Below are 25,145 nucleotides of genomic sequence, written 5' to 3' on the forward strand. Positions count from 1 at the left end.
CCACCTCGACCTCCGGCATCCCGGCGACGGCCATCGCCGCGGCGATGCGGCAGCCCGAGCGCCTCGTCGTGGGCCACCCCTTCAACCCGCCGCACCTGGTGCCGCTGGTCGAGATCGTGCCGGGCGAGAGGACCTCCGGGGAAACGGTGCGCCGGGCCAAGGAGTTCTACGCCGCGCTCGGCAAGAAGCCACAGGTCCTGCGCAAGGAGGTCCCGGGGTTCGTCGCCAACCGCCTGCAGTCCGCGATCTTCCGCGAGTGCGTGCACCTGGTCGCCCAGGGGGTGGTGACGGAGCGGGAACTCGACGACATCGTCACCTCCTCCATCGGGATGCGCTGGGCGGTCGCCGGTCCGTTCCGCACCTTCCATCTCGGTGGCGGCCCCGGCGGCCTGCCCCACTTCATCGAGCACCTCGGCCGCGCCATGGAGGCCGACATGTGGCCGGCACTGGGCAGTCCCACCTTCGACGACGCCACCGTCGCCACCCTCGTCGACCAGGCGAACGAGGCCTTCGCAGGCGGCACCGTCGAGGAACTCGCCGCGGAGCGCGACCGCAAGCAGATCGCGCTCATGCGCGCCCTGGGCGAGACCCCGGACACCGGCCGCGCCCGCGCCCGCGCCTGATCTCACACCCCCCGGCCCCCCCACCGCACCCCACCGCACCCCACCTGAGAAACGAACAGGTCATGAATCTCACCGACAAGATCAAGCAGGCCGTCGACAACCCGGCCACCGACGACGCGTTCGACGTCCACACCGAGACGAACGAGGTGCTCGCGGGCATCGGCCTCCAGCCGGGCGACACCGGCGGCCACATCACCTTCGAGGGCGCGGACCCGGTCGTACCGAGCACCCTGCGCCTCGGCGCGGCCTCCGGCATCTCCCTGGTCGCCAAGTCCGCCGCCGTCGCCGCCCTGAGGCCGCGATCTCGCGGTGGAACGCCCGGGAGCTGGACCGGGCGGGCGCCGAGGCCGGCTGCGTCATGCCGATGGTGCGCACACCCCGGGAGATCCTGGAGGAGGAGCAGTACCAGCAGGTCCTGTCCGAGCTGCAGCTGGTGGAGATCACCCGCATCGGTGACAGCGAGCCCGAGCCGCTGCCCGCGAACCCGATCGCCCCGTTCGACGGCGTGCGCGCGCTGGGCATGGGCCACATCATCGCCGGTGCCGGTGCCGGTGCCGGACGTGCCATGGCGCTGCACGGCGCGGACGTGCTGAACCTGTGGCGTCCCCACGAGCTCGAACACGACGTCACCTACAACACGACCGGCGTCGGCGTGCGTTCCGCCACGGTGGACCCGTACACCAAGGAGGGCCTGGCGCTCATCCACCGGCGCCAGTCCGAGGCCGACGTCTTCTACGCCTACCGCCGTCCGGGCTTCCTGGACCGGGGCGGCCTGACCGAGGAAGAGGCCGTCGAGCGCCGGCCCGGTCTGATCCACGCCACGGTGTCGCTGAACGGCAGGACCGGTCCGTGGAAGGACTACCTCGGCTTCGACCAGACCGCCGGCGCGCTCACGGGTCTCCTGCACCTGGAGGGCGACGGGACAAGCCGGCCCTGCCGCGCATCACCGTCGTCAACGACTACCTCGTCTCGTGGTTCTTGACGGCCGGTGTCGCCGAGGCGCTGCGCCGGCGCGCCAAGGACGGCGGCGGCTACCGCGTCCACGTCTCGCTGTCCCGCGTGGCCCTGTGGATCCTGTCCATGGGCGTCTTCGACCAGGACTACGCGAAGCAGGTCGCGGGCACCGGCGAGTTGCACGCCTACCCGGATCCCGAGGTCTTCACCGCCGAGACCCCGCTCGGCCACTACCAGGGCATCACCGGCCAGGTGCGGATGTCGGACACCCCGGGCTCCTACCGGCAGATCCTGGTTCCGCGCGGCTCCCAGCGCCCGGAGTGGCTGACCACCGTGTGACCGAGCTGCTGCCGCAGCGTGCGGACCGCCCCGGGCCCGTCGCCCGGGACTCTCTTTCACAGCCCTTGGCCCGGGACTCGCCTTCAAGACCCTTGGCCCGGAGCTCGCCTTCGAATCCCTTGGCCCGGGGCTCGCTTTCGAGGCGGTCTACGGCAGTCGCCAGTCCACCGGCTCGGCGCCCTGCCCGGTCAGGTACTCGTTGGCCCGGCTGAACGGGCGCGAGCCGAAGAAGCCGCGGTCGGCCGACATCGGCGAGGGATGCGCCGACTCGATCGCCGGGTACTCCCCCAGCAGTGGCCGCAGATTGCGGGCGTCGCGGCCCCAGAGAATGGACACCAGCGGCTTTCCCCGCGCGGCGAGCGCCCGGATGGCCTGCTCGGTGACCTCCTCCCAGCCCTTGCCCCGGTGCGCCCCGGGCTTGCGCGGGGCGGTGCTCAGGGCCCTGTTCAGCAGCAGCACGCCCTGGCGGGTCCACGGGGTCAGATCACCGTTGGAGGGGCGGGGCAGGCCCAGGTCCGTGTTCAGCTCACGGTAGATGTTCTCCAGGCTGCCCGGCAGCGACCGCACCTCCGGCGCCACCGCGAAGCTCAGGCCGATCGCCATTCCGGGCGTCGGGTAGGGATCCTGACCGACGATCAGAACCCTCACGTCGTCGAAGGGTTGCTGGAAGGCCCGCAGGACGTTCGCCCCGGACGGGAGATACGTCCGGCCTGCCGCCACCTCGGCGCGCAGGAAGTCCCCCATGGCCGCAATACGCTCGGCCACCGGGTCCAGGGCCTTCGCCCAGCCGGGATCCACAAGTTCATGCAACGGTCGTCGTGCCACGGAACGTCACTCTAGTGGCCGACACCGACAACGCCCCGCCACAGCCAGGGGACCCCGTACGGACGAGCACCGGTCGGTTCACCCGGCCGGGTGAACCTGCCATGCTGTACACGGTCACCGCAAAAGGGGATCGAAGGCGATGGCTGCACATGTGTCCGGCATGTGCCCCGAACACGTGCCATTCGTGCGCAACTCATCAGACAAAAGCGGACGGATACCGCTCACCTGCACCCTCCCCGAACAGGGGAGCCCAGGAAGCCAGTAACATGCGGCGCCATGAGCTCCCCCACTGGGCCCGCGTCCGGCCTGCCAGTACGAATGCCGCGACCCCGCCAGCCCGGACGGCACCGCCGACCGGAACCGCTGGTGGCTCCCGAGGACGCCCCCGCGTTCGTCCTCGCCGTGCCCGGCACGCCCAGCGCCGCCACGCGCAGCCTCGCCGAGGAGGTCGTGAGCATCGCCCGCTCCGAGCTGCCCGGCCTGGACGCCCGGATCGGTTACCTGGACGGGGACGACACCGAGTTCCCGACTCTCCGCTCCGTGCTGGCGCACACCGCCGAGGAGCGCACCGCCCGCTACGAGCAGGCCCGCGCCGCGGGTGTCGACGTCAAGGAGCCGGACGGCCCGGTGGCCGTGGTCGTACCGCTGCTGGCCGGCCCGGACAACAGCCTGCTGCGCCAGATCCGCCAGTCCGTGATGGACAGCCGGGTCGCCGCCGAGCTGACCGACGTCCTCGGCCCGCACCCGCTGCTCGCCGAGGCCCTGCACGTGCGCCTGTCCGAGGCCGGTCTGGCCCGCGCCGACCGCGCCCGGCTGTTCACCGTGGCCACGGCCGCCGACGGCATCATCCTGGCCTCCGTGGGCGGTGACGAGGCCGTGCAGGCGGCCGGGATCACCGGCATGCTGCTCGCCGCGCGCCTGGCCGTGCCGGTGATGGCGGCGGCTCTGGACCAGGAGGGTTCGATCGCCTCCGTCGCCGAGCAGCTGCGCTCGGCGGGCTCGCAGCAGCTGGCCCTCGCGCCGTACCTGATCGGCCCGGAGATCGACGCCGCGCTGCTGGCCGCAGCCGCCGAGGAGGCGGGATGCGCCATGGCGGAGCCGCTCGGCGCCTACCCGGCGATCGGCAAGCTCACGCTCGCCAAGTACACGAACGCCCTGGGTATCGCCCCGCAGCAGGCGCAGGGCACGCCGGTTCGCTGACCGGGCACGACACGGCATACGTACGGCGAAAGGCCCGCTCCGACTCCCAGACGCCAAGCGTCCGGCTCCCGGAGCGGGCCCTTCGCCGTCGTGGTCGGGGCCGGGGTCGAGGCCAGGGCCGGGTTCGAGGCCGGGGCCGGGTTCGAGGTCGGGCCGGGGTCAGTCGAAGATCACGCAGGACGCCGCGGGCACCTTCACGGAGCCGTCGTAGCGCGGCAGCCCGGTCGGCTCGTCGATCGCGAACCAGGTCACGTCGCCGGAGCGTTCGTTGGCCGCGTAGAGGTAGCCGCCGTGCTCGGCGAGGGCGCGCGGCCAGTGGCCGCCGCACGGCACCGTGCCGATCAGGCGCAGGGCGTCGCCCTCCACACGGAACACGGACAGGACGTCCTCGCCGCGGGTCGCGGTCCACACGAAGCGGCCGTCGGGGGACGCGACGATCCCGGAGGGGTACGCGTCGCCGGCCGGGGCGCCGGGCAGGGCCATGACCTCGGTCAGCGGCTTCAGGGAGCCGCCGGCGGCGTCCCAGCGGCAGACCGTGACCGTCGGGGTGAGTTCGTTGACCACGTAGGCGTGCTCGCCGTCCGGATGGAAGGCCAGGTGGCGGGGGCCGGAGCCGGGGCGCAGGGCGATCTCGCGGTGCAGGACGGGGGCGCCGCCGTCCAGGGTGCACACCCGGACCGAGTCCGTGCCGAGGTCCACGCTGACGGCCCAGCGACCGCTGGGGTCGGCCTGCACCTGGTGGGCGTGCGGGCCGCGCTGGCGCCGGTCGTGCGGTCCCGAACCGGTGTGCCGCAGCTGTCCCGAGGGCGCTGTGGCGAGGGTCCCGTCCGGGCGCACCGGTACGGCGGTGACGCTCCCGGAGCCGTAGTCGGCGGTCAGGACGTGTCCGGCGTACAGGCCGAGGTGGGTGGGTCCGCCGGCGTCGAGCGGGACGGGCGGCCCGGCGGGCTCCAGCTTGTCGCCCCGTACGCGGTAGGCGGCGACGGCTCCCTCGGCCGTCTCGCTGACCGCGTAGAGCATGGTCCCGTCCGGCGACAGGGCCAGATAGGACGGGTCGGGCACCGTGCCGAGGCTGCCGGTGAGGACCAGCGCGCCGGTGCCGGGGCGGACCTCCGCGGTCACCAGTCCCGGCCCGCCCGCCGCCGTGAACGAGCCGATGAACGCCCTGTGCCGCCTGCCGCCTTCTGCCACCGCTGTCCCCTCTCGGTCCGAGCCAGTGCCGACGGTAGCAGTCGGTCACCTTCGGTCTAGACCATATGGGGGACGCGTGGGTGTCCGCCCGCGTCCGGCGGTGGTCCTCAGGCGCCGACCAGCGGCGATCCGGTCGGGGCGCGCAGTGGTTCGGCCAGGTCGGCGAGGGCGCGCTCCAGGCCGTGCAGATGGGCCAGGGCGGGTTCGGCGGGGGCCTCGGCGGGCCGGTGGACATGCTCGGAGCCGCCCTCGGTGAGCGCCTCCACCGCGGCCTCCACGCGCCAGCAGGCCGCGGCCAGGCGGGCGTCGTGGGAGGCCTCGGGGTCGGCGGCGACGGCGACCAGGCCCCGGATCTCGCGGGCGCAGTCGTCGAGGAGGGCGAGCACGCGGCGGGCGCGGCGCTTGCGGCCGAGCATCGGGTTGAGCGGGTGGACCAGCGGCGCGACCGAGAGCCGGACCCGGCCGAGCAGCTGCTCCAGTTCGGCCACGCGTGGCGCGGGGTCGGCCGTGGGCGATCCGGCGAGGCGTGCGGCGGCCTCGGCGGTGCAGGCGTGGACGCAGCGCAGGGCGCGCTGGATCCAGGCGTGGGTGGCGGCGTGGGTGCTGACGGGCAGCACGAACAGCACGGCGAGGACGGCTCCGAGGGCACCGACGGCGGTCTCGGCGGCACGCAGGGCCAGCAGGCCGGGGCTGAGGACGCCGAGGAGGCCGTACAGCGACTCGGCGAGGACGGTCACCCAGAGCATCATCCACGTGTACGAGAGGGCGGCCGTGTAGAAGATGCCGAAGACGGCGACCGCGACGAGGACGGCGGTGGGGACGGGCGCTCCGTGCACCGGCACCGCGACGAGGAAGCCCACGGCGATGCCGATGACGGTGCCGAGGACCCGCCGGAAGCCGCGCACCAGCGTCTCGCCGCGCGAGGCGGTGTTCACGAAGACCCACCAGGTGGCGCCGACGGCCCAGTACCAGCGCTGCCCGGGCACCAGCTGCCCCACGACCAGCGCGAATCCGGAGCCGGCGACCGCCTGGACCGCCTGCCGGGTGGTCACCCGGGCCAGTCCCGAGCCGCCGGGCGCCGGAGGTACGGCGACCGGGGGCAGACGGCGTTCGTAGCACCACAGGCCGAAGCGCACCGTCGCCGCGCTGAGCACGGACAGCAGGACGGCGGCGTACAGCTCGGGCAGCTGTCCGGGGGTGGCGTGCAGGAACTGGGCCACGAAGAAGGTCATGAAGGCGAACACGCCGAGGCTGTGCCCGCGCGGGCCCCAGCGGCGTGCGTAGACGCCGGCGCCGACCACGGCGAGGAACGTCAGGTCCCGGGCCACGGGGTGGGCGTGCAGCTCGGCCGCCACGGCGAGCACGGGCACGCCGACGACGGGCAGCAGGGCCGTGGTGACCGCCTGTCCGCGCACGGTGGGGTCAGTGACGGTGAACAGGGCGAGCATCGCGGCGAGGCCTCCGGCGACGGCGCCGACGAGAGAGTGCCCCGCGAGCCCGCACACGACGACGGCCAGACCGGTGCCGAGCACGGCGCGCACGGCGAAGCGCAGGCGTACCCGCCCCGGGTCCGGCGCCATGAACACCCTCTTCAGCACAGCTGCCGCCCCCTTCATGGCCGTTCACACATGGCCGCTCACACGAAAAAAGGCACCGCGGGGGTCCGCAGCGCCATCGACGTCCCCATGACAGCACCACAGGGCCCGGTGGCTCAACTGCCTCCTGATTCACTGAGCCATTGGCGCACCAAATGCGGAGTTCGGTAAGGCCGGGACGAGCCAACGGACCAGGTCGCGTGGCATGTGCGGCAGGCGATGGCCTGAGCCATTGGTACAGTCGGCGGTGATCGAACGGCGCGAGGAGGCCGGAGCACCATGGCCGTGGACGAACTCGACACCCGCATCCTGCGACTGCTGCTGGAGCAGCCCCGCACCAGCGTGCGCGAGTACGCCCGTGTCCTCGGCGTCGCCCGCGGCACGCTCCAGGCCCGCCTGGACCGCATGGAGCGGGACGGCGTCATCACCGGTACGGGCCCCTCGCTCTCCCCCGCCGCGCTCGGTCACCCGGTGCTGGCGTTCGTGCACATCGAGGTCACGCAGGGCCATCTCGACGACGTCGGGGACGCGCTGGCCGCCGTACCGGAGATCGTCGAGGCGTTCTCGATCACGGGGAGCGGCGACCTGCTGGCCCGGGTGGTGGGGCGGGACAACGCCCATCTGGAGGACGTCATCCAGAAGCTGATCAGCGTGCCGGGCGTGGTGCGCACCCGGACCGAGGTGGTCCTGCGGGAGCGGGTCCCGCACCGGCTGCTGCCGCTGGTGGAGTCGGTGGGCCGGGCGGCACGCGGCTGACACGCACACCCGGACGCCGCTGACGCGGGCACGCGAATGCGGCCGACACACGCACACGGGGGCCTCGCACGGGTCGGCCCCGGCCTCTCCCGGAATGCGCGCGACACGATGACTGCATAGCGTGATCGCATGACTACAGTCGAGACGCGTCCGGCCGCCGCAGTCGACCCGCGTCGCTGGAAAGCCCTCGCGGTGTGTCTGACGGGCGGCTTCATGACGCTCCTCGACAGTTCGATCGTGAACGTGGCGCTGCCCTCGATGGAACGCGGGCTCGGCGCCGATGCCGCCGACGTGTCGTGGGTGGTCTCCGGATACGCCCTCACCTTCGGGCTCGCGCTCGTCCCCGCGGGCCGGTTCGGTGACATGCGCGGGCGGCGCACGGCCTTCCTGCTCGGGCTCGCCCTGTTCACGCTGTCCTCGGCCGCGTGCGGGCTGGCGCCCGGCGCCGGGTGGCTGGTGCTGTACCGGCTGGTGCAGGGCGCGGCGTCGGGCCTGGTCGCCTCGCAGACGACCGGGCTGATCCAGCAGCTGTTCCAGGGCGCCGAGCGGGCCCGCGCGTTCGGCATGCTGGGCAGCGTCGTCGGCATCTCGACGGCGCTCGGCCCGCCGGCGGGCGGCCTGCTGATCCAGGCGTTCGGTGTCGAGGACGGCTGGCGCTGGGTGTTCTACGTCAACCTGCCCATCGGCGTGGCCGCGTTCTGCGCGGCGCTGCGGCTGCTGCCGCGCACCCCGGTGTCACCGGGCGGGCGGGAGAGCATGGACCTGCCCGGCGTCCTGCTCCTCGGTGCGGCCGTGCTCGCGCTGATGCTGCCGCTGGTGCAGGAGCAGCAGTGGACCGGTCGGGAGAAGTGGGCGCTGATGCCGTTGGCGGCCCTGCTGCTGGTGGCGTTCTGGGCGTGGGAGCGGCACCAGGGGCGGCGCGGGCGGGCCCCGCTGGTGGACCTGGCCCTGTTCTCCCTGCGGTCCTTCTCGCTCGGCGTGCTGCTGAACCTGGTGTACTTCGCGGGCTTCACCGCGGTGTTCTTCGTCTACACGCTGTTCCTGCAGAACGGCCTGGGCTACGGCGCGCTCGCGGCCGGACTGTCCTCGCTGCCCTTCGCCGTCGGTTCGGCGGTCGGCGCGGCCATGGGCGGACGGCTGGTCGTCCGGCACGGACGCAGGCTGGTGATCGTCGGTCTGGCCGCGGTGGCGGTGGGCCTGCTCGCGGTCGTCGTGGCCGTGCGGGCGGTGCCGGGTCAGGGCGCGGCCCTGGCCGCCGCGCTGCCGCTGCTCGTCGCGGGAGTCGGTTCCGGCGTGTCCATCTCCCCGAACACCACACTGACCCTCACCCGTGTTCCCGTACGGCGGGCCGGGGCGGCCGGCGGTGTCATGGTGACGGCCCAGCGCATCGGCTCCGCGGCGGGCATCGCCGTCGTGGGCGCGGTGTACTTCGCCCACCTCGCCAACCACGGCAGCCCCACCACAGCCCTGCAGCTCGGGTTGCTCACGGCCATCGGGATCATCCTGATCGCCCTGTGCCTGGCGGTCGCCGACCTGCGTGAACGCCGGCTGCATCCCGAACCGGAGCAGCCTGGGGCACCGGTCCGACAGGGCTGAGACCTCCTACGCGAGTCCCCTCGCGACGCCTCTCAGGACTCCTGCCACGTCGTCTGTCACGACCTCCGGCGCGGCTTCCCCCGCTTGGCCGGCTTGCCGCTTCCCGTGCCCGCGCGGCCCCGGCCGCCACCACTGCCTGCCGACCTGGAGCCCGACGGCTTACCGCTCGTCGACTTGCCGCCTGTCGGCTTTCCGCCCGTCGCCTTGGCCGTTCCCGGCTTCTTCTGGTCCTTACGGTCCTTCTGGTCCTTACGGTCCTTCTGGTCCTTACGGTCCTTCTGGTCCTTCTCGTCCTTCTGCGCCGTACGGCCGCGCGTGCTGTTCACCGTGCGGCCCCGGACGATGCCGATGAAGTCCTCCACCAGGTCGGTGGTGGCCTCCTCCGGCCAGGACAGGGCCACGCCGGACTGGGGGGCGTCGGTGACGGTGCGGTAGGTGAGGTCCTTGCGGTGGTACAGCCGGGCCAGGGACTGGGGGACCAGCAGGAGACCGACGTTCGCCGCGACCAGTTCGATGGCGTCCGGGGTCGTGGCGGGGCGCTCGAAGGCGGGCTCGCCGGGCGGGCTGTCCCAGGCGAAGACGTCGTCCAGCGGATGGAAGAGCACCTCGTCGGCGAGGTCGGCGAGGGTCACCTCCTCGGCCGCCGTGATCACGTGGTCCTTCGGGACGACGACCACCGTGGCCTCGGTGTAGAGGGGGATCGCGCTGAAGAACGTACGGTCGACCGGCAGACGCAGGAGCCCGGCGTCCGCCTCGCCCGCGCGCAGCACGTCAGGCGCCTCGCCGACCGGTACCTGGAGAAGGGCGAGCGGGATGTCGGGCCGGCGCTCGTTCCAGATCCGCACCCACTTGGCGGGCGTCACTCCGGGAACGTACGCGAGCCGGAACGACGGTGATTCCTGCGAGTCTGTCACCAGGCCAGGTTACCGGCCGTGGTCGGACGTCCCGCACGCGGCCGATACCCTTGACCTCATGAGTTCGCAGCAGAGCAGCCAGACGATGAAGCCCGCGACCGCGGCGAAGAAGCTGGGTGTGTACCTCCCCGCCACCCCCGCCGCCTTCCAGGAGGGTGTCGTCTCGCGTGCCGAGCTGAACGAGCTGCAGGCGAATCCGCCCGAGTGGCTGCGCGAGCTGCGGGAGAACGGCCCGCACCCGCGTCCGGTGGTCGCCGCCAAGCTGGGTGTGTCCATCGCGGGCCTGGCCCGTGGCGGGGTCTCCGAGGCGCTGACCTCCGAGCAGATCGAGGCGCTCAAGCAGGAGCGGCCCGAGTGGCTGGAGAAGGAGCGCGCCACCCAGGCCGAGGTCCGCAAGGAATCCGTACGGATCAAGAACATGAAGAAGGAGAAGCAGGAGCGGCAGGAGAGGTAGGAGAAGGACGCCGGGCGCGCCTGACGCCCGGTCCCCCGCACCTCCTCCCGGTCCCCCGCCCCGCCTCCCGATCCCCTGTTCCTCTCCCGGTTGTCCCCCGGTTGGGCTCTGCGGCCTCCCCCGGTTCAGCTGTCCGACGGCACCTTCAGGCTGTCCCAGCTCGTGCGGCCGGGGACGCCGTCCGCCTCCTTGCCCTTGAAGCCCAGCTTGTGCTGCCAGGCGGCGTAGGACTTGCGGTCGGCCTCGGTCCACTCGGGGCTCGGCCCCTCCTCGTAGTGCCCGCAGCCCTCGGCGACCAGCCGGCGCCCCATGGCGGTGATGAGCGGTGACCGCTGCCCGATGTGGAAGAAGCCGCTGCCCGGGAACGGCGCGTACTTCGGCTTGGGCACGGGCTTGGGGTCCGTCGGCTTGCCCGGTCCCGTGCCGCCGCCCTTGTGTGCCAGCCGGTCGGCGATGCGCCCCCGCATGCCGTCCATGGTGAAGCCGCGCGGGTCCTGCTTGCCCGGCTGCCACTCCTTGTGCCCGATGACGGAGCGCTCCGACCAGCCGTGGTGCCGGCAGATCGCGGCGGAGACCTTCTCGATGGCCTCCTTCTGCGCCTCGGGCCAGGGGTCCTTGCCGTCGCCGAGGTTGATGCACTCGAAGCCGTAGAAGTGCCGGTTGCCGTCGACGTCGGCCTGGTTGTCGTGCGGCAGTGCCGTCTCGTCGACCACCGCGCGCAGGACGTCGCTGTCACCGAGGCCCGCGTGGTTGGCGCGGCCGTTGCCGACGAGGTGGACGTGGCCCTGCTTGTCGATGACGCCGTGGCACAGCGGGCCGGGCAGGCCGGAGTAGCCGTTGTAGCAGATGTTCACGGAGTTCTCGGTTCCCGAGGTGACGGTGTGATGGATCATCACGCCGTTGACCGGACCCCAGGGGCCCTTGGTGTTGCGGTTGTGGTGGCGCCAGTCGCGCACCTCGTGGACGGTGACACCCTCGGCGCGCAGCACTTCCAGCAGCTGTGACGCGGTCATCGGCTGTGCCATCACTCGTCTCCTTCCGCGGCGGCCTCCGCCGCCGCCGTGGTCTGCGAGCGGCCGCCGGAGGGGGCGGCCTCGGCCGCCTGCTCCTCGCGCGCCGCGAGTGCCTCCGCGTCCAGGGTCCCCTGGTCGGCCGGCTTGACGTCCGTGGCCAACGGGCCGAAGGAGAGCCTCAGGTCGACGGAGCCGCCCTCGCCCTTGATCAGGGCCAGCGGCGCGAAGTGCCGGGCGATGCCGGCCGGCGCCTGGAGCAGCGGGCGGCGCGCCGCGTCGGTCGGCCACTCGACACTGCCGGTGGCCGTGCGGGCGGGGATCAGCCAGTGGTCGCCGGTGCGGTAGCTGCCGTTCTTGGCGAAGTACACCTCGACGCCGTCCTCCAGCGTCAGCCATTCGCCCTCGGTGAGCGGGACGGCGCCGCCCTTCAGTGCGGTGGTACGGCCCTTGCGCCGGGGCGCCTCGTGGTGGTCCCAGCGGCGCAGGAAGGGGTGCAGGTGGGGCAGCCGTCCGACCCGCGGGTCCGGCTCGGCGGACAGGCGGACCCGGCGGCCCGGCAGGTCCAGTTCCTCCACCCGCGGCAGGGGCAGCGGTTCGAGGCGGGAGGCGTAGGCGGTGTCGGTGAACTCGACGAGGTCGTCGACGTCGAGGTCGAGCTTGTCGTCGAGGCCGAGGGTGGCCAACTGCACCCAGGTGCCGTCGAGTTCGTCGACCGGGAAGACCACGGAGCCGTTCTCCCGTGACCACTTGAACGTGGCTTGCCCGGCCGCGCCGCCCGCGTGGACCTCGACCCGGTAGAGCTGGTTCTCCGGGCCCCGGTAGCGGGCGTCGGGGCGTACCAGGCAGGGGTCCTCGTCGGCGTGTTCGGGCCGCTCGCTGCGGGCGGCCAGTCGCCCGGCGGGCGCCGCCTGCTTGCCCGCCCAGGTGTCGAACTTTCCGCGGACCGTGTCCACGGACGGGTCGGACTCCTCGATGTCCAGCTCGGACAGGGTCAGCGGCAGCACCTGCCAGACGACCTTGGAGCGGACGGCGGTGTCGGGCAGCGCGGCACCGAGGGCGACCTCGCGCAGCGCCGGGTCCTCGGCGGCGGACACCGCCCGCTCCCACACCTTGAGGTAGACGACGAACGGCGACCGGGCGGGCGAGGGCAACTGGTCGCGCTCCGGGTCGCGGAAGGCGTCCGGCTGGGTCCAGTAGTCCCAGGCGGTGTCCGCCTCGGGGGCCGGCGGCTCCTCGGTGCCGTCGTGCGGCACCGGTGTGCCGGGCGCCGGGCGGGTCGCGTCGCACAGGATGCCGTCGACGTAGTAGCGGCCGGGCGAGATGGTCAGGGTGTCGATGTCCTGCTTGCCGCCGACGTAGTCGATGTGGAAGCCGGTCGGACGGCCGGGTCCGCCGGGCCCGCCGTGCGGTCCGATCAGGTCGGCGGCGAGCGTGCGGGCCAGGTGGAGCTGGATCGCGGCCTGTTCGTTGAGGTCCGCGTCGAGCTGGACGCGGCCCTGCTGGGCGACGACCGCGGAGTAGTGCCGCTCCGGGCGGAAGGTGGAGCGGGAGAGATCGGCGTGCATGAAGGGGGTCCCCCTGGTTCGGAAGTCTGCGGGTGGTCGTACGGCGGCACTGCTCACGTCACGAAGAAGATCCCGGCGTCCGTGCCCGCCGGTGTGTACTCGGCGAGCCGCGCCCTGAGTCCGTCCTCCCGCTGCGGCCTGTACAGGTCGTGGAAGGCGCCGAGTTCGGCTCCGTCGTCGGCGCCGCGCCGGATCTCCTCGGCACACCGGTCAGCCAACTGGCCGTACCAGGGCGTGCCGTAGCGCTCGGATACGAACAACGGCCGTACCCGCTCCGCCTGTTCGGGGCCGACGAGATCGGGTTGGCAGCGGTGGCGGCGCGGGGTGCGCGAGCCGGGCGGGACGTAGCAGTGGCGCACGCAGCCGATGCCGCGCCGGGCCACGTGGAGCCTGCCGGTGAGGACCGAGTTCTCGGCGATGCGCACCGCGTGCGTGTGCACTTCGCCGATGACCGTGGTGCGGTGCAGGTGCAGGACGGCGTGGGCGTGCCGGCAGTCCGGGGCGGAGAGGGCCTCGCGGTCGTCGCCGGTGGCGTCCAGGATGCTGTCGCGCAGATGGATGTCGAGGGGGTCCTCGCTCACTTCGTCGCCGATGACCTCGATGGTGCCGAGGATGCTGTGCTCGATCTGGAGGCAGGCGGTGGTGCGGTCCAGGACGATGCTGGGCTCTTCCGGCGAGTGCGGCTCGCACTCGGGTTCCAGCGACCAGCCGGGCACGAGCGTCGAGTGCCGTACGACGACCGCGCCCATCGGGCCGGTGACGTTGATGCCGCGCCCGGCGACGAGGAGTCCGTCCAGGACCACCCGGGGCCGCTCGTGCGGGGCGCAATCCGCGTGCACCGCACGGATGTTGAGGGCGTCGGGGCGGTTGCTGTACCAGTCCAGCAGCCGGATCACCGGCCGGGTCCCCTCGGCGGCGCGCAGTTCGAGACGGTCGCCGGGGTCGAGGTCGAAGTCCAGCTGCTCCTGGTAGGCGCCGCTGTGGGTGATCTCGATGATGCCGGTGCGCTCCGGGCTCCGCCCGTCCTGCCAGGCACGGTAGGCGTCCATGATCCGCTGGTACGGCTGCCCGGGGCCGACCCGGTAGAAGTCGGCGTCCGGCCGATGGCCACGGTCGGGGCGCTCGTACTCGCCGCCGCCCATGTCGGCGCCGAAGGCGTGGTGGTAGTCCACCCACACGCCCTGCCGGGGCGCCGAGCGGGAGCCGAACGCGATCCGGCCCAGCTCGGGGTCGACGGCGACCTGTCCGCGCCTCGGGCGGTAGCGCCAGTCGGACAGGTCGGCGACGACGATGTCGGCGGGCGGGACGGGCTGGTCCTCGCCGTCGCGCCGGACGACGAGGCTCTTGCCGGGGCCGTAGTAGTCGGCGAGCCGGTCGTGCAGCAGGCGGCGGGTGATGAACGCCGGCACGTTGTCGACGGCCGCGATGTGGGCGGGTGAGGGCTCCGGGACGGGCTTGGTGACCAGCGGGGTGTCGTTGCCCAGGATGGAGAAGGTGTACAGGTTGCGGGCGCGGTCGATGCAGTAGGCCGGGGAGGACGTGAGCGCGTACGGCTTCAGCCGCCACACGAAGAGGCCGACCCCGGCGGGCGTCCAACCGCCCTGCTTCCTCCCGGAGTCGGCGCGGCGCACGTCGACGGTCCGGGCCGTCTCCTCGAAGGGACCGCCCGCGACGGCGAGCGCCGAGCCGTCCCGCAGGTCGAGCAGTCGGCCGCGGTCCCCGCGCCGGCCGCCGGTGCCGGTGCCGGTGCCGGTGCCGGTGCCGTACAGCTTCACCGGCTGGGTGTGGGCCACGTGCCGGGACAGCTCGACGGCGCGCGCCGGCCACTGCGCCACCTGCTCGGACAGCTCCTCCAGGAGGTGCAGGGTGCCCTTGCGGCGCCGGTGGGCGACCGTCGCCGCCACGTCGGCGCGCGGGGCGATGGCCTCGGCGAGTTCCTCGCGGCCGCCGCCGTGCAGGCCGGTGGTGAGGACCCGCTCGTAGCCCGGCAGGGTGCGGTAGCCGACCAGGTCGCCGAGGTACGGCAGTACCCAGGGCGCGGCCGTCTCCACGAACAGGTCCTCGTAGCCCTGCTGGACGCCGTCGCGGACCCGGTCGAGCTGCTCGGCGATCACCGCGAGCAGCGCGCGCAGCGGCTCGCCCTCCTCGGCGTCGCGCAGCAGGTGCCAGCGGGGCAGCAGCTCGGCGAGCCCGTCAGGGTCCCGGGGCGGTACCGGAGCCGGCGTCTCCCGTTCGACGTCCGTCGGCTTCGCGGCCATCACTTGACCTCCGTGAGTATCAGGGTGTCCGCGGCCCGCGCCGACAGCATGGTGAGCTGGGCCGGGCGGATGCCGCGGAAGACGAACACCGTCCGGCCCGGGTCCAGGCGCCGGGTGTCGGTGATGTCGGGGTTCAGGCGCAGGAGTTCGGCGAGCGGAAGGCCGTAGCAGGCGCAGACGGACGTCAGGGTCTCGCCCTCGCCGCCGACCGTGTGGGTCCTCTCCTCGTAGGCCGCCGGGTGCGCGGGGACGGACGCGCCGGGGGTGCCGGGTCCGGTGAGGAGTGCGGCGAGCTGTTCCGGGGTGGCGGAGGCGGGGACACCGGTGAAGACGTCGACGTCCACGTAGTCCACGCCGGCCACGGACTGGGCGGTGGCGAGGACCTCGGAGAGGCGGGCGGGCTGCCCCAGCTCGCGTCCCTCGTAGCCGAGCCGGGCCAGCAGGGCCTGGCGCACCCGGGGTTCGACGATCTCCCAGGCGTGGTCGGGGGCGACCTTCACCTTCGCCGCGATCAGCAGCAGGACGAGTTCACGCGCGTCCACGCGGACCGGCAGGTTCGGGTCGCCGTACTCGGTCAGTGCGGCCCCGAGCGGCCTCAGGTTGTCCTCGGCGAGCGGTACGTCGTCGGTCCCGGCGACCGTCACGTGCAGCACCCGCCGCCGTCCGTCGAAGAGTTCGCGTGCGGCGGCCCGGCCGATGCCGGCGCGGGAGCGGGCGAAGTCCTCGTAGTCGGGCTCGGACACCAGCCGGTCCAGGGCGGAGACCGCGAGGGGGATCGTGCGGCGGGTGAGGCCGGGCCCGTCGGCGTCGGCGCCGCCGGTCGCCGGGCGCGGGTTGGTGACCGTGGTGACGCCGAGGGGGCGGGTGAGGGGCTGGGTGACGCGGTCGGCGGGGACGTCGGCGGCCTTGCCGGTGCCGAAGCGGTAGCGGGCGCGGACGTTCTCGTGACCGCTGGGCAGCCGGGCGCCGTGGATGCCGTCGCCGAACGTGACGGTGGTACGGCCGTCGGAGGCGGTGCCGGTGATGTACACGCGCTCGGTCGGGCCGCGTCCGGCGAGGCTGTCGACCGCGTGCCACAGGACGCCGTCGACGCGGATCTCCAGGACGGGTGTGGCGCCCAGGGGGTTGTCCGCGGCGAGCCAGGTCAGCGGGGACTGCCAGAGCGCGAAGGTCTGGTTGACGCGGTCGGAGTCGCCGCTGCCGATGGCCTCCTCGCGGCTCTCGCCGTGGGTGGCCTCGACGACGTTGCCGAGGACACGGACACTGGAGCGCCGGTAGCGGTGGGCGAGGTCGGCGGTGAGGGTCAGCCGGGTATGGACGTGGTCGTCGGGGATCCCGGGGTCGACGGCCGGGTCGGCGGCGGCGATGGTGACCACCTCGGTGGCGGTGACCCCTGCCGCGCCCGGCACGTCGGTGCGTTCGCCGCTCACGACGAGGGTGCGTCCGGGCCGCAACCCGTCGTACAGCTCGGCGAGTTCGATCACGTTGCCGTGGACGTCCTCGCCGAGCGGCTCGTCGGCCGGACGCAGCGGCTCGCCCGCCGCGTGCACGGTGGTGTCGCGGATGTGGGAGAGCAGGACGTCGAACTCGTCCAGCCACGGGTCGGCGAGGGTGAGTTCGGTTCCGCGCCCGGTGATGCCGTAGTTGGAGTACACCGCCGTGCGGGCGGCCACGACCTGGGTGGTGACGAAGGCCAGTGCGGCGTCGCCGCGTACGGACGTGCCCTTCGCGGGACGCTGCACGGCGACCCAGCTACCCACGGTGATGCCGTCGTTGACGCTGTCCAGCTGCAGGACGCGGCGGTTGACGGGTTCCGGCTTGGCGGCGATGACGATCTCGACGTTGGGTTCGGTGCTGCCCGTCGTGTAACGGACGCTCACCTCGTACTCGCCGTGGGTGAACTGCTCGGTGCCGCCCGGCCGCAGGGAGACCGCGTGCGGGGTGCCGTTGTGGACGCCGATGTGCACCTGGCCGTCGTCGTCCGGGCGGGACACGAACAGGCTGCGTTCGGGCAGGCCCGCGTGGAGTCGGGCGGTGACGCCCGGTTCCCCGGCCGCGGTGGCCGGCCGGCTCCGGAGCCAGTTCAGGTCGCGGTCCTGGGGGGCGCGGGTGGACAGATCGACCTGGCCGGGGCCGAGGGTGAAGGTGAGTTGCTGGGCGACGGGCAGGTTCTCGGCGCGCTGGTCGCTGCTGCTGCCCTCGACGTACTGGAACTCCGCCCGTACCGGCACCTTCCCGGCGGGGTCGTACACGACGCGCATGCTCGCCAGCACCGCGCCCGTCAGCGGCCAGTCGGCGGTGCGGATGACCCGGCCGTTCGCGTCCTGGACGGGCTTGAGCGGTGCGGTGGCGCCGAAGGGGGCCGCCGTCACGCGCAACGCGAGCAGTTCGCGCAGCAGTTGCGGGCTGCCGGGCGCGGTGGCCGTCCGCCAGGCCGGGTAGAGGCTGCCGAGGCCGGGGTTGAGGGCGGACAGCAGGCGGGCGGTGTCACTGCCGGGGCGCCGGCCGCGGGTTCCCGCCGAGGGGGCGGGGGTGGCGGCGCGCAGGGCGGGGAGGACGTTGCCCAGCGCTTGGAGGGCGGCCGTCCGGGCGTCGGGGAGGGGGTGTGATTTGGTGCCGGACCCGGCCATGGCTTGCGCGTTCTTGACGGTGGTGTCGGCGGTGGTGTCCTCGACGGGCTGGGACGGGGCCAACTCCTGGGCGCGTTCGGCGAGTTCCGCGAGGATCGCCTCCAGCTGCTCGAACCAGGCGGCCACGTCCTCGTACGGTTCGGCCAGCACCTCGGCCTCGCGCAGCCGGGCGACGGGCTCGCCGAGCAGGGCGGCGAGGCTCCCCGGCGACGTGACGCCGTCCAGGCCCGTCCGCAGCGGGGCGAGGACCTGGTCGTCGAAGGTCTCGATCAGCCGGCTGACCGGGCGCGGGTTGGGCACCTGCGGTGTGGGCGGCTCCTCGCCGGGCTCGCCCGGGGCGGCCGGCAGCGCGGTCCACCGGCGCACCTCGTCCACCAGTTCCTTGAGCGTGGGCGGGGCCGACCTGGGCAGCGAGATCGCGGTGATCTCCTCGTCCCGGTCGATCCGGACGCCGGCCACGGGCAGCAACTTCCGCTGCCCTCCGGCCTGTTCGCCGAAGACGAAGAGGAGCTGGTCGCCGGTCTGCAGGGAGTTCGCCGTGCCCTCCACGAACAGGGCGGAGCGGCGGTCGAGGTCCTCGGGCGTGAGCAGGGAGGGCCTGCGGCGCCGTACCGTCAGCTCGTTCCAGTCCCAGCGTGCGGTGAGGTCTCGGGCGGTCTCGAAGGTGAGGGACTGCTCGTCGGCGGAGGCGGGCACGCTGTGGCTGCGGGCGCCGCGCGGGATGGTCACCGGCAGGGTCTCGGCGCGCGGGTCGCGTTCGAGGGTGTACGCCAGGTGGGTGCCGGCCGCCACGCCGGGGCGGGGCCGGTGTCCCACGAGCCGGCCGAGCAGCACCAGGGAGCGGTAGTCGTCGGCCGTGCGCAGATAGGCCTCGTCGGCGATCCGCTCGGAGTGGAAGGTGAGCAGGTCGCCGAGGACGGCGGCGGCGTCGAGCAGGCCGACGGCCGGATCGTCCGGGGTGCGCACGGTCAGCCTGTCGAGGGCCGGGTAGGCGGGCGCGGCCAGCCGGTCGAGGAGGGCGGCGAGGAAGGAGCCGTACTCGCCGACGCGGTAGTCGAGGGCCGTGCGGCCTGGCGGGTTGTGGAGCGGGGGCGGGGCGAGGCGCTCGTCGTGGCCGCCGCACGCGCCTGCGCAGGAACAGGGCGGGGTCAGCGGGGTCATCGGGCACCTCCGAGGGCTATCTCCAGCCGTCCGTTCTCCGGCCGGTCCGGGTCGTTGTCGCAGGTGGCGATCTCCAGCGGGCCGAGCCGCAGCACGCCGTCCTCCCTCTCTCCTCGGTCCTGTTCGAACAGCCGCCGCAGCCGCGTGACCTCGACGCTCTCCACCCCGGGGACGGCTGCCGCGACGGCGACGAGGCGGCTGAGCCGCACCGGTTCGCCGAAGCTCAGGGCGTCCGGGTGGAAGAAGCCGAGCGCTCCGCCGGACAGCCGGCCGGTGCCCAGGACGCGGTACAGCTCGGCCAGGATCTGCCCGTGCTGGTGACCGGGCCGGGCGCAGACGGTGAGCGCGATGTCGAGCGGCACCGGACGGGCGGGGCCGACGACCAGGTCGTGGCCGATGCGCCGGTACGCCTCCAGGGCCTGCGTCACCGAGGCGAGCAGTGCCTGCGACGGCATGCCGCTGCCGTAGGCGTCGATCGCGATGTGCGCCTCCTGGGCGCTGCCGGTCCAGCGGATCTCGGCGGCGGCCCGCTGCACTCCGGGCAGTGCGGAGGCGAGGGCCGCGTAGTCCTCGGCGGTGACGGCACGCAGCCGGGTGCGGCGCAGGTCCAGCGGGGCCAACTGCCTTACCTGGTCGATGGGTTCGGGCTCGGTGCCGCCGACGGCGGGCAGCGGGTTGCGGACGGTGACGGCCGGTACCAGGTCACCGGGCCCACCGGACTCGCCGGGCTCGCCGGACCCACCGGGCTCGCCGGACGCTCCCGCCGCGACGACGAGGTGGTTGATGGCCTCGGCACCGACGTTGCCCGCGGTGCCGCCGCCGAGCCGGTAGCGCACCGCGAGGCGGCTGCCGGGCACCGGCCGCGCGCCGTGGCGTCCGTCGCCGAAGCGCAGGGCGAGCCGTCCGTCGTCCTCCAGCTCGCCGACGACGTGCGGGTCGCGGGCGGCGCTGTCGAGCAGGTCGCGGCGCGGCTCCCAGACCCGGTCGCCGTCGTGGAGGCGTACGGCGGGCAGGGCTCGGCGCGGGTCCTGGGCGAGAGCGGCGGCGGCCGGACCGCGCAGGACGGGCTCCTCGGGGTGGAGTCCGGTCGCGTAGGCCGGGCCCCAACTGTGCGCGATCTCCCAGGCGATGTGCCCGTCGAGGACCGTGCCGGCGCGGGCCCGCGCGGCGAGGATCTCCACCCGGCGCAGCTTGGCGTCGAGCAACTCGTCACCGCGGTGCAGGAGTTCACGCAGGGCGCGGACCGGGTGGACGCGCAGTTCCAGCCGTTCCAGGACCTTCAGGCCGAAGATCGCGGTGAGTTCGGCGATCTCCTCGTCGCGGAGCCCGTCCCGGTCGCGGGCGCTGCGCCACAGTTCCACGAGCCGCTGCCGGGCCTGCTCGGGGATGACGGCGATGCGTTCGGCCTGCCCGGCGGCGATCGTGGCCGGGTCGGGGAACGGCACAGCCTGCGTGACCGGGGTCCGGCCGAGGACGGGACGGAAGCGGGGCCGTATGCCGGGGTAGACGGACTGCGCGAGCAGGGTGCGCAGGGCGGCGGCCTGTGCGTACGCGGTGCCGGGCACGACACGTTCGTGCCGCTGTCCGGCCCGCTCCAGGCCGAGCCCCGCGCGTGTGGTGGCCCGCTCCCCCACGACGTCGAACAGCTCGCGGACGTCGTCGGGAACGAGCGCCTGCCCGGTCTCCGCCTTGTCGGTGAGGGAGTTGACGAGCCGCGCGGGCGCGTTGCCGTCCCGGCGGTCGTCGCAGCCGAAGTCCCGCGGGTCGCAGGAAGCCACGACGGCGGGCACCGGTGGCACGGTGACCGTCTCGTGGAGTCCGGAACGGCCGTGGTCGACGAGGACGGCGTTGCCGCGGGCGAGGGTGACGTCCTCGACGGGCAGACAGTCGCGACCGCCGCGGGTGGCGAGGCAGAACGGGAAGCGCAGGGCGTCCTCGGCGGCCCAGGTGACCTCCAGGACCGGCTGGTCCTCGATGCGGTCCAGGCCGGGCGTGACGGAGGTCAGGCGTACGGCCTGGCGGTGCGCGGGGTCGGCGTCGCCGGGGGTGCCGCCGCGCGGGCCCTTGACCTCCTCCAGGACCAGGACGTCTCCGGGCCGCAGGTCCAGCCGGCGTTCCCGGCAGGTCTCCGGGTCCGCCCACTCGTCGCGCAGACTCGCCGCGGTGGCCCCCTTGGGCAGGGCGCGCACCTCGCCGCCCCAGGTCCACAGCCGGATCGCGTTGTGCGCGACCCGCAGCCGCAACGGGTCGGCGACGACGACCGGTTCGAAGACCTCCACGGAGCCGCGCTCGTCCAGGTCGCCGAGGTCGTTCTCGTCGATGACGGTGCCGGGCTCGGGGCTGTCGTGCGGGTCCAGCGACCGGACGTCGACCGAGGCGAAGCGGAAGGTGCCCGGGGCCAGGGTGTGGTCGCCGGCGGTCTCGACGGTGACGTAGGCGCGGGCGTTGGTTCCGTCGTGCATCGCGTAGTCGATGAGCCTCACGTGCCGGCGCACCGAGACGCGGCGCCGCGCGGTGTCGAGGTAGGCCTCGGTGGCGACCGCGTCCTGCTGGTAGCTGATCTGGTCGCCGGTGTACGCGAGCAGTTCGACGAGGGTGACGCCCAGGTCGGCGGGGTTGCGCTCCACCCAGTCGGGGGTGGTGAGCGCCAGCCGGTCCAGGAGCAGCTTGCGGATGGTGTCGTAGTCGCGGGCGGTGTAGTCGATGACGGGCGCGGACGGGAAGTCCGGTGTCCGCTCCTGGTCGCCCTCGCAGTCGAAGGGGGTCGGGCAGTCGGGCCGGAAGGCGAAGCCCGCACCGACATAGCGCTGGTCGAAGCCGCGGTACGGCTCCGTGCCGGGCCTGCCGTACGGGTCGGCCTCCACGAGCGACAGCGTGTAGCGGGAGGTGTCGCCGGCCCGGTCGAGGGTGACGTAGAGCCGGTCGTCCAGCTCCGGGTCCTCCTCGCGTTCCACGCTGACGTCGACGGCGGTGATGCCGGTGATGCGCCGGCCGCCGTCGATGCGGACGTTCTCGGGGCCGAGGCCGTGCGGGGCCTTGCCCAGGAAGGTGACGGTGAGCTGGAGCCCGTCGTCGCTCACCTCGACGGCGTCGACGCCGTTCAGCTGGGCGGCGCGTACCTTGGCGCGCCGGGCGGTGCCCGCGCTCATGCCGCCCTCCCCTCGAAGACGTCCTCACGGACGGCGCCGGTCGCGCGCACGAGGTACGCCAGCTGGACGCGTACGACGTCGTCGCCGCTCTCGATGTCGAGGGACACGACCTCGACCAGGTCGCCGAGCCAGCGCTGCAGGGCGGCCTGGACGGAGAGTTCGAGGGTGCTGACCAGTTCGGGCGTGTTCGGCGCGAAGACCAGGTCGAGCAGTCCACAGCCGAAGTCGGGGCGCATCACGCGTTCGCCGGGGCTGGTGAACAGCAGCTGCTCGATCAGGTCGTGGACGTGCTCGCCCCGCCCGGCGTGCGCGGTGCGTCCGCGGCGGTCGGCGTGGAAGGGGAAGGCGATGTCGGTGCGGGCTCGCCCGCCGGTCGGACTCATCGGACGGTGACCTTTCGCTGCGCGGCCTGGACGAGGGGCGGTCCCTGCGGGACGAGGGCCGCGCTGAAGCATTCGGCGGCGCAGGTGTCGAGCAGCACGGACGCGCCGTCGACGCTCACACCGCTGTCCACGGAGGTCCAGCGGACCGAGACGCACGGCGAGGGCACGCCGGCGACGGTGTGCGGGCAGCCGGTGACGACATACGTCTGCGCCGTCGTCGCGACGGCGGCGCCCGCGATCCGCAGGCCACCGGACGGTGTGGCGACGGGCAGGACACGGCCGCCGTGCGGGCAGCCGATGACGGTGCCCGCGTCCAACAGGCTTCCGGACAAGTTCTTCCCCCGTTGTCTATCGCTTGGAGAGGACAGTCAACTGGCCCTCGTTGATGGTCACTTCACGACCGCGCAGCGTGATCTCGGCGCCGGCGCCGGTGGCGATGACCACGGCTTCCTTGGTGATGCGGATGTAGGCACCGCCCTGGGCCTGCAGGAGGATCCCCTGCTCGGCGCCCGCGGTGTCATTGAGCACGATCTTGTGGTTGCCGGGGGTCTGCACGACGACCGGTTTGCTCGTCGCGTTGCCCTGGAGTTCGCGGCGCGCGTCGGGCGGCAGCTCGCCGGCGTCGCCGTACCAGCACCCGGTCCACACCGGGAAGCTGGGATCCCCCTGCTCGAACTCCACCCACACACCCGCGCCCGGCGGCGGCACCACGAACTGCCCCGACTCCGGCCCGGTGAACGGCAGGCAGGGCAGCGCCCAGGTGGACGGCTCGTCGCCGAGGACGTCCGGCACCTCGGCCGTGATCCGGCCGATGCGCAACGGGTCGTCGTTGCTGATCACCCGGCCGCGGAACTTGCCGAGGTAGCGATTGTTGGGTGCCGCCATACTGAACTGCTCCTGGTCGGTGGGTGGTTCAGGCGATTCGGTCGGTTCGGCCGATCCGGTCGGTATGGCCAGTCCGGTCGGTACGGCCAGTCCGGTCGGTTCGGTCGTTCAAGGCGTTTCGGCCGCGCCGGGTCGGGCGATCGGTCATGGCTCCACGCGGTCGCTGCGCGCCTCCAACCCCTCCCGCGAGAGGGTGAAGTTCTGCTGGAAGGAGCCGGGGCGGAGGTTGTGGGTGACGGACTTGACGTAGTAGTCGCCGTCGTACGCCCGCCCCGCGCCGCGCACGCCGACGAGCCGGCGCGGCTGGAGGAGGTAGCCGTGCCGGTTGACGTCGAGCGAGCCCGAGCCGGAGATGACGTCGGCGGAGACGGCCGCCCTGGCGAGCAGTTCGGCCTCGGCCTGCTCGCGCTGCTGCTTGGCGGTGCCGGCGAGCGTCTTGCGCTTGAGGGCCGGGGTGGGGCGCCTGCCGAGGGGCGGGCGCAGCGGGCTGATCGGCGGCTGGGGCAGCAGGGTGGACTGCCGGGTGCCGGGATCCTGCCAGCGGGCCTGCGGCTCCTCGCGCGCGGTGCCGTCGTAGGCGAAGGTCAGCTGGTCCACCGTGGAGTTGGCGTCCATGTTGACGTTGAGGGCGTGCTGGCGGGCGCCGAGACGGACCTCCGGTCCCCAACGGGCGGACGACTGGCCCGGGTTGGGACCGGGATCCAGATAGAAGGTGTAGCCGTTGGCGCGGGCCAGGTCGGTGACGTACTGGAGATCGGTCCCCGTCTGGTAGTGCACGCGGAGGTCCTGGTGCGGGGGCTGGGCCACTTTCTCGGTGTAGACGTCCGGGCGGATGCCGTAGTCCGAGTAGCGGCGCAGGATGGCCAGGACGCGTTCGGACGGGGACAGGTTGGGGTAGCGGGCGGTGCGCTCCTCCAGGTCCATGAGCAGGGTCAGGTCCTCGCCGGTGACGGTGAGGGTGGAGTGGCCGGGGATGTTGCTGGCGCCGACCTCCTGACGCACGATCAGCCCGTCGAACAGCACCTCGGGCGTACCGCTGACACTGACGTTGACGATGACGCGGGTCTTCGGGTCGAAGAACCCCTCCGGCAGCAGCCGTGTGCCGATCGTCCCGGTCTTGGTGAGGTCGAACGCGATCTGGAAACCGCTGCGTTCGCCCGCCGTGGCGGTGATCTGGGCGGACAGCAGCGCTTCGGCGACCTCGGCGGGGACCGGGCGGGCCAGCGTGGGCCCCATCAGGAGCTGGACGTGTACGGGGCCCTGCCCCACGCGCTGTTCAGACACGCCGGTCTCCGCGCGAGAACCCGCCGGCCGCGGGGATGTCGATCACGCGCCCCGTCTCGTCCGTCAACTCCCGGGGATCGAGGACAGGGTTGACGTCGGCGACCCGCCACCACTGCCCCGGGTCCCCGAAGAACCGCTGCCCGAACAGATCGGGCCGGTCGCCGGCACCGACGACGAGCGCCTCGGTCTCCTCCCCGCTCTGGTCGAGGGGCGGCAGCAACCGGCGCTTGGTGTACCGCACTTCGGTCCCGTCGCCGCGCCGGTACACCCCGATCTCGGCGTCGTGGTACCGGCTGGTGCGCGGGTAGGGATGCGCCCCCGGTATGGAGTCCAGGGCACTCTCATAAGGCTCGGTGTTGGCCATGGCGTG

The 25,145-nt window shown here is 73.3% G+C and carries 22 protein-coding genes; 7 read left to right on the forward strand and 15 right to left on the reverse strand.

Features of this window, described 5'->3' with window-relative positions; translation table 11 throughout:
- The first annotated feature begins 32 nt into the window (after window positions 1-32).
- On the forward strand, window positions 33-623 hold the full coding sequence (locus tag ACGFYV_RS10230; protein WP_393878015.1) for a 3-hydroxyacyl-CoA dehydrogenase NAD-binding domain-containing protein: 591 nt from the start codon (window positions 33-35) through the stop codon (window positions 621-623).
- A gap of 2 nt (window positions 624-625) precedes the next feature.
- Here ACGFYV_RS10230 and ACGFYV_RS10235 read toward each other — a convergent pair whose 3' ends face one another.
- On the reverse strand, window positions 626-814 hold the full coding sequence (locus tag ACGFYV_RS10235) for a hypothetical protein (RefSeq protein WP_393877911.1): 189 nt from the start codon (window positions 812-814) through the stop codon (window positions 626-628).
- Between the two features lie 173 nt (window positions 815-987).
- Here ACGFYV_RS10235 and ACGFYV_RS10240 point away from each other — a divergent pair, with 173 nt between their 5' ends.
- Both ACGFYV_RS10240 and ACGFYV_RS10245 read left to right on the forward strand, forming a co-directional pair.
- Window positions 988-1,605 carry a CoA transferase gene (locus tag ACGFYV_RS10240; RefSeq protein WP_393877912.1) on the forward strand — a complete coding sequence of 206 codons (618 nt, stop codon included), beginning with the start codon at window positions 988-990 and terminating at the stop codon, window positions 1,603-1,605.
- Window positions 1,602-1,916 carry a hypothetical protein gene (locus ACGFYV_RS10245; protein ID WP_393877913.1) on the forward strand — a complete coding sequence of 105 codons (315 nt, stop codon included), beginning with the start codon at window positions 1,602-1,604 and terminating at the stop codon, window positions 1,914-1,916. Before ACGFYV_RS10240 ends, ACGFYV_RS10245 begins: the two co-directional genes overlap by 4 nt.
- Before the next feature lie 147 nt (window positions 1,917-2,063).
- On the opposite strand, the gene ACGFYV_RS10250 is transcribed toward ACGFYV_RS10245, so the two are convergent.
- Window positions 2,064-2,741: a uracil-DNA glycosylase gene (locus ACGFYV_RS10250; RefSeq protein ID WP_393877914.1), complete on the reverse strand. Its 678-nt coding sequence runs from the start codon at window positions 2,739-2,741 to the stop codon at window positions 2,064-2,066.
- 276 nt (window positions 2,742-3,017) lie between these two features.
- Between ACGFYV_RS10250 and ACGFYV_RS10255 the strand changes: the two genes are divergently transcribed.
- Window positions 3,018-3,941 carry a sirohydrochlorin chelatase gene (locus tag ACGFYV_RS10255; RefSeq protein ID WP_393877915.1) on the forward strand — a complete coding sequence of 308 codons (924 nt, stop codon included), beginning with the start codon at window positions 3,018-3,020 and terminating at the stop codon, window positions 3,939-3,941.
- A 159-nt stretch (window positions 3,942-4,100) separates the two neighbouring features.
- Here ACGFYV_RS10255 and ACGFYV_RS10260 read toward each other — a convergent pair whose 3' ends face one another.
- Window positions 4,101-5,132, reverse strand: coding sequence for a lactonase family protein (locus ACGFYV_RS10260; RefSeq protein WP_393877916.1), 1,032 nt, complete (start codon window positions 5,130-5,132; stop codon window positions 4,101-4,103).
- 107 nt (window positions 5,133-5,239) lie between these two features.
- Window positions 5,240-6,730: an FUSC family protein gene (locus tag ACGFYV_RS10265; RefSeq protein WP_393877917.1), complete on the reverse strand. Its 1,491-nt coding sequence runs from the start codon at window positions 6,728-6,730 to the stop codon at window positions 5,240-5,242.
- A 276-nt stretch (window positions 6,731-7,006) separates the two neighbouring features.
- Here ACGFYV_RS10265 and ACGFYV_RS10270 point away from each other — a divergent pair, with 276 nt between their 5' ends.
- A complete protein-coding gene (locus ACGFYV_RS10270; protein WP_393877918.1) occupies window positions 7,007-7,483 on the forward strand; it encodes an Lrp/AsnC family transcriptional regulator in 477 nt (158 codons plus the stop codon).
- Between the two features lie 129 nt (window positions 7,484-7,612).
- Window positions 7,613-9,079, forward strand: coding sequence for an MFS transporter (locus ACGFYV_RS10275; protein WP_393877919.1), 1,467 nt, complete (start codon window positions 7,613-7,615; stop codon window positions 9,077-9,079).
- Window positions 9,080-9,135: 56 nt separating this feature from the next.
- Here the strand turns inward: ACGFYV_RS10275 and ACGFYV_RS10280 are convergent, their stop codons facing one another.
- A complete protein-coding gene (locus tag ACGFYV_RS10280; RefSeq protein WP_393877920.1) occupies window positions 9,136-9,993 on the reverse strand; it encodes a LysR family substrate-binding domain-containing protein in 858 nt (285 codons plus the stop codon).
- Between the two features lie 58 nt (window positions 9,994-10,051).
- Here ACGFYV_RS10280 and ACGFYV_RS10285 point away from each other — a divergent pair, with 58 nt between their 5' ends.
- Window positions 10,052-10,447, forward strand: coding sequence for a DUF5997 family protein (locus tag ACGFYV_RS10285; protein ID WP_393877921.1), 396 nt, complete (start codon window positions 10,052-10,054; stop codon window positions 10,445-10,447).
- Window positions 10,448-10,572: 125 nt separating this feature from the next.
- On the opposite strand, the gene ACGFYV_RS10290 is transcribed toward ACGFYV_RS10285, so the two are convergent.
- The 10 genes from ACGFYV_RS10290 to ACGFYV_RS10335 all read right to left on the reverse strand — a co-directional run bounded on the left by ACGFYV_RS10290 (window position 10,573) and on the right by ACGFYV_RS10335 (window position 25,139).
- Window positions 10,573-11,472, reverse strand: a complete 900-nt coding sequence (locus ACGFYV_RS10290) for a peptidoglycan-binding protein (protein WP_393877922.1) — start codon at window positions 11,470-11,472, stop codon at window positions 10,573-10,575.
- Window positions 11,472-13,025 carry a DUF6519 domain-containing protein gene (locus ACGFYV_RS10295; protein ID WP_393877923.1) on the reverse strand — a complete coding sequence of 518 codons (1,554 nt, stop codon included), beginning with the start codon at window positions 13,023-13,025 and terminating at the stop codon, window positions 11,472-11,474. The genes ACGFYV_RS10290 and ACGFYV_RS10295 overlap by 1 nt, the downstream gene beginning before the upstream one ends.
- Before the next feature lie 53 nt (window positions 13,026-13,078).
- Window positions 13,079-15,283: a hypothetical protein gene (locus ACGFYV_RS10300; protein ID WP_393877924.1), complete on the reverse strand. Its 2,205-nt coding sequence runs from the start codon at window positions 15,281-15,283 to the stop codon at window positions 13,079-13,081.
- A complete protein-coding gene (locus ACGFYV_RS10305) occupies window positions 15,283-19,074 on the reverse strand; it encodes a putative baseplate assembly protein (protein WP_393877925.1) in 3,792 nt (1,263 codons plus the stop codon). Before ACGFYV_RS10305 ends, ACGFYV_RS10300 begins: the two co-directional genes overlap by 1 nt.
- Window positions 19,071-22,223 (reverse strand): putative baseplate assembly protein, encoded by a 3,153-nt coding sequence (locus tag ACGFYV_RS10310; protein ID WP_393877926.1) that lies wholly within the window; start codon window positions 22,221-22,223, stop codon window positions 19,071-19,073. Before ACGFYV_RS10310 ends, ACGFYV_RS10305 begins: the two co-directional genes overlap by 4 nt.
- Entirely contained in the window at window positions 22,220-22,606 is a 387-nt protein-coding gene (locus ACGFYV_RS10315) for a GPW/gp25 family protein (RefSeq protein ID WP_393877927.1), read from the reverse strand. Before ACGFYV_RS10315 ends, ACGFYV_RS10310 begins: the two co-directional genes overlap by 4 nt.
- Window positions 22,603-22,938 (reverse strand): hypothetical protein, encoded by a 336-nt coding sequence (locus tag ACGFYV_RS10320; RefSeq protein ID WP_393877928.1) that lies wholly within the window; start codon window positions 22,936-22,938, stop codon window positions 22,603-22,605. Before ACGFYV_RS10320 ends, ACGFYV_RS10315 begins: the two co-directional genes overlap by 4 nt.
- 16 nt (window positions 22,939-22,954) lie before the next feature.
- Window positions 22,955-23,491, reverse strand: a complete 537-nt coding sequence (locus ACGFYV_RS10325) for a phage baseplate assembly protein V (protein WP_393877929.1) — start codon at window positions 23,489-23,491, stop codon at window positions 22,955-22,957.
- A gap of 144 nt (window positions 23,492-23,635) precedes the next feature.
- A complete protein-coding gene (locus tag ACGFYV_RS10330) occupies window positions 23,636-24,775 on the reverse strand; it encodes a hypothetical protein (protein ID WP_393877930.1) in 1,140 nt (379 codons plus the stop codon).
- Window positions 24,768-25,139, reverse strand: a complete 372-nt coding sequence (locus tag ACGFYV_RS10335) for a hypothetical protein (RefSeq protein ID WP_393877931.1) — start codon at window positions 25,137-25,139, stop codon at window positions 24,768-24,770. Before ACGFYV_RS10335 ends, ACGFYV_RS10330 begins: the two co-directional genes overlap by 8 nt.
- Window positions 25,140-25,145: the final 6 nt, after the last annotated feature.

Origin of the sequence: Streptomyces sp. NPDC048297 (assembly GCF_043201585.1) — a bacterium.
GTDB lineage: Bacteria > Actinomycetota > Actinomycetes > Streptomycetales > Streptomycetaceae > Streptomyces.

Excerpts from the sequence above, each read along its gene's own strand:
- ACGFYV_RS10285 (WP_393877921.1), top strand. The coding sequence starts at position 10,052 with ATGAGTTCGCAGCAGAGCAGCCAGACGATGAAGCCCGCGACCGCGGCG.
- ACGFYV_RS10315 (WP_393877927.1), bottom strand. The coding sequence starts at position 22,606 with ATGAGTCCGACCGGCGGGCGAGCCCGCACCGACATCGCCTTCCCCTTC.
- ACGFYV_RS10255 (WP_393877915.1), top strand. The coding sequence starts at position 3,018 with ATGAGCTCCCCCACTGGGCCCGCGTCCGGCCTGCCAGTACGAATGCCG.
- ACGFYV_RS10270 (WP_393877918.1), top strand. The coding sequence starts at position 7,007 with ATGGCCGTGGACGAACTCGACACCCGCATCCTGCGACTGCTGCTGGAG.
- ACGFYV_RS10300 (WP_393877924.1), bottom strand. The coding sequence starts at position 15,283 with ATGGCCGCGAAGCCGACGGACGTCGAACGGGAGACGCCGGCTCCGGTA.
- ACGFYV_RS10310 (WP_393877926.1), bottom strand. The coding sequence starts at position 22,223 with ATGAGCGCGGGCACCGCCCGGCGCGCCAAGGTACGCGCCGCCCAGCTG.
- ACGFYV_RS10295 (WP_393877923.1), bottom strand. The coding sequence starts at position 13,025 with ATGCACGCCGATCTCTCCCGCTCCACCTTCCGCCCGGAGCGGCACTAC.
- ACGFYV_RS10325 (WP_393877929.1), bottom strand. The coding sequence starts at position 23,491 with ATGGCGGCACCCAACAATCGCTACCTCGGCAAGTTCCGCGGCCGGGTG.
- ACGFYV_RS10275 (WP_393877919.1), top strand. The coding sequence starts at position 7,613 with ATGACTACAGTCGAGACGCGTCCGGCCGCCGCAGTCGACCCGCGTCGC.
- ACGFYV_RS10240 (WP_393877912.1), top strand. The coding sequence starts at position 988 with ATGGTGCGCACACCCCGGGAGATCCTGGAGGAGGAGCAGTACCAGCAG.
- ACGFYV_RS10305 (WP_393877925.1), bottom strand. The coding sequence starts at position 19,074 with ATGACCCCGCTGACCCCGCCCTGTTCCTGCGCAGGCGCGTGCGGCGGC.
- ACGFYV_RS10335 (WP_393877931.1), bottom strand. The coding sequence starts at position 25,139 with ATGGCCAACACCGAGCCTTATGAGAGTGCCCTGGACTCCATACCGGGG.
- ACGFYV_RS10290 (WP_393877922.1), bottom strand. The coding sequence starts at position 11,472 with ATGGCACAGCCGATGACCGCGTCACAGCTGCTGGAAGTGCTGCGCGCC.